The organism is Legionella santicrucis (genome assembly GCF_001468135.1).
GTDB classification, from domain to species: domain Bacteria; phylum Pseudomonadota; class Gammaproteobacteria; order Legionellales; family Legionellaceae; genus Legionella; species Legionella santicrucis.
The window spans coordinates 234,526-241,703 of sequence record NZ_LNYU01000054.1; the positions used below are offsets into that span (position 1 = coordinate 234,526).

The window sequence follows — 7,178 nt, forward strand, 5'->3', positions numbered from 1 at the left end:
CACAACACCTGACATCCGAATCATTCGCCATGTCCTTAAAAATTCACATGATCTTCTCATCAAAGAAGCGGAAACACGAGAAGGTATGAAAGGCTTTAAAGCACTGGACATGGAACTATTGCGCAAATGCCCCTGTGCCTTGTTTCTTTATCGTCCGCTTAAGCACACGCAACAGGATATTCGCATTGCAGTGGCTATTGATCCCAAAGATGAAGAAGCAGAAGCCCTGGACCTTTCGCTTCGCTTATTAGAAGTTGCTCATTCATTAAACGTCCGTTATCAGGGTAAATTAAGTATTATTTCCTGTTGGGAATTTGCGCTGGAAAGTTACTTACGGGATAGTGTGTGGTTAAAAATATCTAAAGAAGAATTAGATAGAATAGTCGCTGAAGAAAAACATGTTCATGGATTGCTCTTGCAAGAGCTCATTAAACGGTCTCAAATTTCTGGAGCATACCAAATTGACCATCTGAAAGGACAACCAGAAGAGGTTATCCCCGCCATCATAACCCATAAAAGAATCGATATTTTGGTGATGGGCACCGTCGCACGCACCGGGATATCTGGATTTATGATTGGCAATACTGCGGAAAACATCTTGCAAGACATTGATTGCTCGTTACTGGCATTAAAACCACAAGGTTTTGTATCCCCAGTAAAAGCCTATTAATCAGGGAAAAGAGGACCATGGTGGAATCAAAAAACAACATCCCAGAGCTCTGCTGGCATGAGCAGTCAGCAGAAGCAATTCTCGCGACATTAAATACTACATCAGAATTCGGTTTAAGCGAGGACGAATCGAAAAACAGATTAAAACGTTATGACCTCAATTGTTTACCGGAACCTCAAAGAAAAAATGTTTATTTTCGCTTCTTGCTCCAGTTTCATAACATCCTCATCTATGTGTTACTAGGGGCTGCTCTGGTGACTTTACTCTTGCAACATTGGATAGATACTGGCGTTATTTTAGCAGTCGTCATCATCAATGCCCTAATCGGTTTTATCCAGGAAGGAAAAGCAGAAAAAGCACTGGACGCGATTCGGAAAATGCTGTCCCCTACGGCTACCGTATTACGGGATGGCGAACGACGGCGTATTGCTGGTGAGGAGCTTGTGCCAGGCGATATTGTTTTGCTGGAAGCAGGAGATAAAGTTCCTGCCGATGTACGCTTAATAAAATCTCATGGACTCACCATCCAGGAGGCCATCTTAACTGGTGAATCCATTCCGGTTGAAAAACACATTCATTCAGTCCCAAGAAATGCCGTATTAGGTGACAGGACTTGTATGGCATTTAGTGGGACCCTGGTAACCAATGGTCAGGGCAAAGGCATTGTGGTGGCCACAGGCTCATCCACTCAAATTGGACATATTAGTGGGCTATTGTCAAAAGTAGAGTCTTTAACCACACCCTTAGTCCTACAAATGGGGCTGTTTGCAAAATGGCTGACTTTGTTCATTTTATTGATTGCGGCACTCCTTCTTGCGTATGGGTATTTTGTTCAACATCACCCGTTTGTTGAATTGTTTATGGTCGTGGTTGGTTTATCGGTTGCGGCTATCCCGGAAGGTCTTCCTGCCGTTCTTTCAATTACCTTAGCTATTGGTGTGCAGGCTATGGCGCGACGACATACCATTGTACGTCGACTACCTGCCATTGAAACCTTAGGCGCGGTATCGGTTATCTGTACGGATAAAACAGGTACCCTCACTCTAAATGAGATGACCGTGTCTTCGGTTATAACCAGCAGCCACCTATTTACTCTCGACAGCACCGGTTACGAGCCGGTCGGTGCCCTGATGTTGAATGAACAAATCATTGATCATAACGAGCACCCTGTACTGAAAAAACTGGCCCATGCAGCAATTCTTTGCAATGACGCCATGCTTCGTGAACATGAAGGATGTTGGTCTGTGGATGGGGACCCTATGGAGGGCGCTTTGTTAACCTTTGCAGGTAAGACGGGACTTGTCCTTAAAGAGGAAAACGAATCCTGGAGGCGTACCGATATCATTCCTTTTGATGCCAAGCATCGCTTCATGGCAACTCTTCACCACGACCATTTCAATCATGCGATGGTCATGGTGAAGGGAGCTCCTGAGCAGATTTTGGGTATGTGTCAAGTTCAACAAACAGACTGGGGTGGAACAGAGCCATTAAATGAGTCTTACTGGAAAGAGCAGATGGAAATGATTGCAGCAAGTGGACAGCGCATCCTCGCTTTTGCTGTCAGAAAAATAAAGCCAGAACATATCGTTTTGGAGTTCGCTGATGTTGAAGGGAATCTCACGTTACTTGGGATGGTTGGACTGATTGATCCGCCCAGACCTGAAGCCATTGCAGCAGTGGCAGAATGCCATACAGCGGGCATTCAAGTAAAAATGATCACAGGCGATCATGCCAGTACAGCGGTTGCTATTGGCCGGCAAATAGGACTTAAAAATTTGGATAAGGTATTAACAGACATTGATTTGGATAACATGGATGACGCCGTACTCAGAAATGCTGTATTGCTAACCGATATTTTTGCCCGAACAAGTCCTGAACATAAACTAAGGCTGGTGATGGCATTGCAATCACATGGAATGACTGTGGCCATGACCGGCGATGGGGTCAATGATGCGCCTGCGTTAAAACGAGCAGATGCAGGAATTGCTATGGGGAGAAAAGGCAGTGAAGTCGCCAAAGAGGCGGCTGAATTTGTACTGGTGGATGATAATTTTGCTTCCATTGTAGCCGCTGTACGTGAAGGCCGTACTGTTTATGATAATCTTAAAAAAGTGATTAGCTGGACTTTACCCACCAATGCGGGTGAGTCAATGACGATTATCCTGGCTCTGCTGTTAGGTCTAAGCTTGCCGGTAACGCCGATTCAAATTTTATGGATCAACCTGATTACCGCAGTGACTCTTGGCATTGCCCTGGCCTTTGAGCCGACCGAAGAAGGGACCATGCAAAGACCACCACGCCCTCGAAACGAGCCTTTACTGACCGGCAGCTTGGTATGGCATATGCTTCTGGTTTCTATTCTCTTTATTTGTGGCGTCTTTGGACTCTATTTTTATGCGCTCGATCGCGGTTACTCGCTTGAGTTGGCACGCACAATCGCATTAAACACACTGGTTGTTCTTGAGATTTTTCATTTGTTTTATATTCGCAATATTTATGGAACATCACTCACATGGAACGCAGTACAAGGGACCAAAGTGGTTTGGATGGCGGTCATTGTGATTACTGTGGCACAGTTTGCAATCACCTATTTCGCTCCTTTACAAACCATATTTGTTACTGAAAGTATCCCCTTTGGGGATGGCGTACTCGTCGTTCTAACCGGCGCACTGTTTTTTGCTGTGCTTGAAATTGAAAAGCAACTGCGGTTAAAGCTGATTGCTGTTCGCAAGAGTTAGACTTAAAGAAAATCCATATGACTCATTTGCTTTTCTACAATATTTAATACATTAATAGTTGCTTTGATGTATTGACCATCGAGAAATGTTTTGTGTGCTTTATTAAAATCTGCAACAAACTCTCTTCCAAGACTTTTACATTCATCAAAGTTTGTTCGATTCATTGTCGCAGTTATTGTGCTATTAAAATCTTCTACATTATGACTAATGTATTTTTTGGTTAATTCTGCACATGCCGTGGAAATGTGAATAAAAATGAGTAAAGAAATAGTTAATATTCTGTCCATAGTGATCGTTATATACCCGAGTCATAACAGGGCGTGAATTATATACGAAGATGAACTGAATTCAGAGTATATTAAAGATTAAATATCCTTTACAGCGCATTCAACGGACTTTAGTAAAGCATGTTTCAATTCATTGGCGCAGATTGGGTTAATTTGTAGATGGCGGTAATAAATCATAGGTGACGTGGTCAAATCTATGAAACTACGTCATTTTTTATACATAATTTGCTTTAAAAAAGAGGATATTGAATGTCTACGGTGCCTATTTCGTTAATTAAATTATAATAGTTTTCATTTGTAGAGTATGTTAGCGTCAAGAAAGATGTATCTTGTTTGTGGTCTAAGCTAATTGTGGTATGTTCAAATCCTCCTGGAAATACAATTGAAGGTGTGTCTTTTTTTGTAAGTTTAGTATCGATTTCAAATCCAAGAAAAAGATAATAATTTTCATTTCCTTTTATAAAGGCATTTTCTATCATGACTCCCTTCAAGTCGGTGTCATTGTTTCTTTTAAAAAACATAACTGGTTCGCCTTTGGAATTGTATTCTCTTAAGTGTTGTTTTAAATAAGTATCATTGTACCAATATGCCGTAAACTTTAAATTTAAAAATTCAGGTATTTGGATGTCATAGAAAGTTTTTTTATCATTTGCATTGTGTGTGTCGATTGGTTTTTCTTAACTACGTGGGTATCAAGTACAGACTTATTATTTTAATCTAACAGAAGAATTAATTTTGGGAAAAATAGATGGTTTGGATTACATCTTAAGCAAATCAGCAACCCGCAATTCCTGCAAGTGGGGTTCGCCTATTGCCTCATAAGTGAATGTTACCGAAGGGTCTTTCGAATATCTAATTTTGAATATCTCATTTTATTAATATATTTTAAAATGGGCTATAATTGATTATTCGAAAGTTAAATTGAAATGACATTAGTATAATGAAAATTCAATCTTTTCAATACATCCAAAATCTGGGATGGAGCATTCAGAAATTTCCTGAACTGGACTCCGAAAGTACATTCGTTTTAGTTTTTGCCAGTCCAAACTTTAGAAATAATGCAAAACCAATTGAACAATTAGCCCAAGCTTATAAAAAATCAAAAATCATAGGTTGTTCCACCGCAGGGGAAATTTTGGGGCCTAATATTTTTGATAACAGTATTTCCGTTGCTGTGGTTCAATTTGAATCCACAAAACTACAGCTCGCAAAGGCTGAAGTAAAAAGAACTGAAGATTCTTACGAGGCCGGTGCCCAATTGGCAAAATTATTGCATCAACATCAGAAACCCAAGGGTATTTTTATTTTGTCTGACGGCTTACATGTTAATGGTTCCGAATTAATCAAGGGCTTAAACAAACACTCAGCTAAAGAAGTCATTATTACTGGAGGACTTGCTGGTGACGGTGCTGATTTTAAAAATACCTGGCTTATCTATGAAGGACAAATCGTTGACCACTGCATTGCAGCCATAGGGTTTTATGGCGAGCAAATCCACATAGGATATGGGTCGCAAGGCGGTTGGGATATTTTTGGTCCAGAAAGATTCATTACCCACTCTAAAGGAAATATTCTTTATGAATTAGACCATCAACCGGCATTAAAACTCTATAAAGCTTATCTTGGTGAGAGGGCTTCTGAATTACCGGCTTCTGGTTTGCTTTACCCACTTGCTATCCGTAATTATTTTGATCCAGATTCTCAGTATATTGTACGCACTATTTTGGGTATTGATGAAAACAGCCAATCCTTAGTTTTTGCTGGAGACGTACCTCAAGGATACCATGCTCGATTAATGCGTGCCAATTTTGATAGACTCATTGAAAGTGCGAATGATGCAAGTGAAAGCGCTAATAATCTTCTTTTTGAAAATAGGGACTTAAAAGAAGAGCCCGTTTTGGCAATTGATATTAGTTGTGTTGGCAGAAGACTACTATTAGGTGAGCGCACTGAGGAAGAAACAGAAACTACATTGCAATCAATGCCCAAGGGATCAACTCAAATTGGCTTTTACTCTTATGGTGAATTGTCACCATTGACCGTTGGCAATTGTGAATTACATAACCAAACAATGACCATTACTCTTTTATTAGAGAACCATAGGTAATGGACTATAAAAATATGTATCCAATTCCGCTTTTCAAAGCCATTTTGTTTGCTCACAATCAACGAAAGAGAAATGAGCCGCCTCACTCGCTGACAATAGAGGTAGCTGGCGAATTATTTTGTTTCAACAATAATACAAAAGGTAACATAATCAGAAAACTCCACATGATAAACGCGAATGTATTGATATAAGAGAGCATTAGCGATTGTTTACCTAGCTCATTCAATAATAAGGCAGCGGCTTGTGGATCCGTGGCTTTAAGATGCCAGGGGCGTAGGTATTCCATTAATGCTGGATTGTAGGGTTGAATTGAGCCTGCGATTTGATTCCAGGCCATTTGAGTGTGGCGACTTAAGAAGGTGATAGTAATGGAAATCCCTACAGAAGAGCCTATGGTACGTAATAGGCTGTACAGTCCAGCCGCTTCGGCACGAGAAGAAACCGGTAAGGTTGAAAATGCTACAGAGGATAATGGAACGAAAATCAAGCCCAATCCAAATCCTTGGAGTATTAATGGCCAAATGAGCCAGGCTAGACTAACCTCTTGGGAGTAATGAGTCGTGATATAAATCCCGGAAGCACTGAGTAACACTCCTATCGAAATTAACCAGCGAGGTTGAACTTGATTAATTAATTTACCAACAATCATCATGCTGAACATACTGGCAATCCCGCGGGGCGCCATGATTAATCCTGCGATTAAAACGGGATAATTCAGTAAACCTTGTAGCATTTGGGGTTGGATAACCATTGTTCCATACATACCCAATCCCAAGATGGCCAGTAATAGACTGGAAAGAACAAAATTACGATCTTGAAAAATAGAAAGGTCAAAGAGGGCATTGGATTTGTTTTTGATGCTGTACGCTATGAATCCACATAAACTGATGAGACCTAAAAATGTGGCAGTGCGAATATCCAAGGCGGCAAACCAATCCATTTGATTGCCGCGATCAAGAACATATTGAATGGAGCCTACTGCCAACGCAATGAGTATCATGCCAATCCAATCCATCTTGCGTTCCTTTTTAAGAGTATCCGGAACAAAATGGAATACCATCAGTGTTGCCGCAATCCCAAATGGAATATTGACATAAAATGTCCATCGCCAACTGGCAATGTCAGTAAGATACCCACCCAGCGACGGACCTAAGATAGGGCCTACCATGACGCCCATACCCCAAATGGCCATGGCTTTACCGCGTTCATTATCTGGAAAAATGTCAGTCAAAATGGCTTGGGATAAAGGAACCAACCCAGCACCAAAAATGCCTTGAAGCAATCTAAATGGGGTCGTGTGGAAGAACCACCAAAAGTGTTAATTCTGAGTGAAGCCGCCAACTAAGCTGTAATTTAAGCCAAAGATGGAAGTCTAA

Annotated in this window: 6 protein-coding genes; 3 read left to right on the forward strand and 3 right to left on the reverse strand. The window is 40.9% G+C overall.

What is annotated here, in order from left to right; genetic code table 11:
* Positions 1-670, forward strand: a 670-nt coding sequence (locus Lsan_RS12250) for a universal stress protein (RefSeq protein WP_041174157.1), incomplete at its 5' end; no start/stop codon positions are given.
* 17 nt (positions 671-687) lie between these two features.
* Positions 688-3,408, forward strand: coding sequence for a cation-transporting P-type ATPase (locus Lsan_RS12255; protein ID WP_014845097.1), 2,721 nt, complete (start codon positions 688-690; stop codon positions 3,406-3,408).
* 2 nt (positions 3,409-3,410) lie between these two features.
* On the opposite strand, the gene Lsan_RS12260 is transcribed toward Lsan_RS12255, so the two are convergent.
* Positions 3,411-3,695, reverse strand: a complete 285-nt coding sequence (locus Lsan_RS12260) for a hypothetical protein (protein ID WP_014845098.1) — start codon at positions 3,693-3,695, stop codon at positions 3,411-3,413.
* A 230-nt stretch (positions 3,696-3,925) separates the two neighbouring features.
* Positions 3,926-4,216 (reverse strand): hypothetical protein, encoded by a 291-nt coding sequence (locus Lsan_RS12265; protein WP_014845099.1) that lies wholly within the window; start codon positions 4,214-4,216, stop codon positions 3,926-3,928.
* Between the two features lie 419 nt (positions 4,217-4,635).
* Between Lsan_RS12265 and Lsan_RS12270 the strand changes: the two genes are divergently transcribed.
* Positions 4,636-5,802 carry an FIST signal transduction protein gene (locus Lsan_RS12270; protein ID WP_014845100.1) on the forward strand — a complete coding sequence of 389 codons (1,167 nt, stop codon included), beginning with the start codon at positions 4,636-4,638 and terminating at the stop codon, positions 5,800-5,802.
* Positions 5,803-5,884: 82 nt separating this feature from the next.
* Here the strand turns inward: Lsan_RS12270 and Lsan_RS12275 are convergent, their stop codons facing one another.
* Entirely contained in the window at positions 5,885-7,084 is a 1,200-nt protein-coding gene (locus tag Lsan_RS12275) for a DHA2 family efflux MFS transporter permease subunit (RefSeq protein ID WP_242604031.1), read from the reverse strand.
* Positions 7,085-7,178 lie beyond the last annotated feature (94 nt).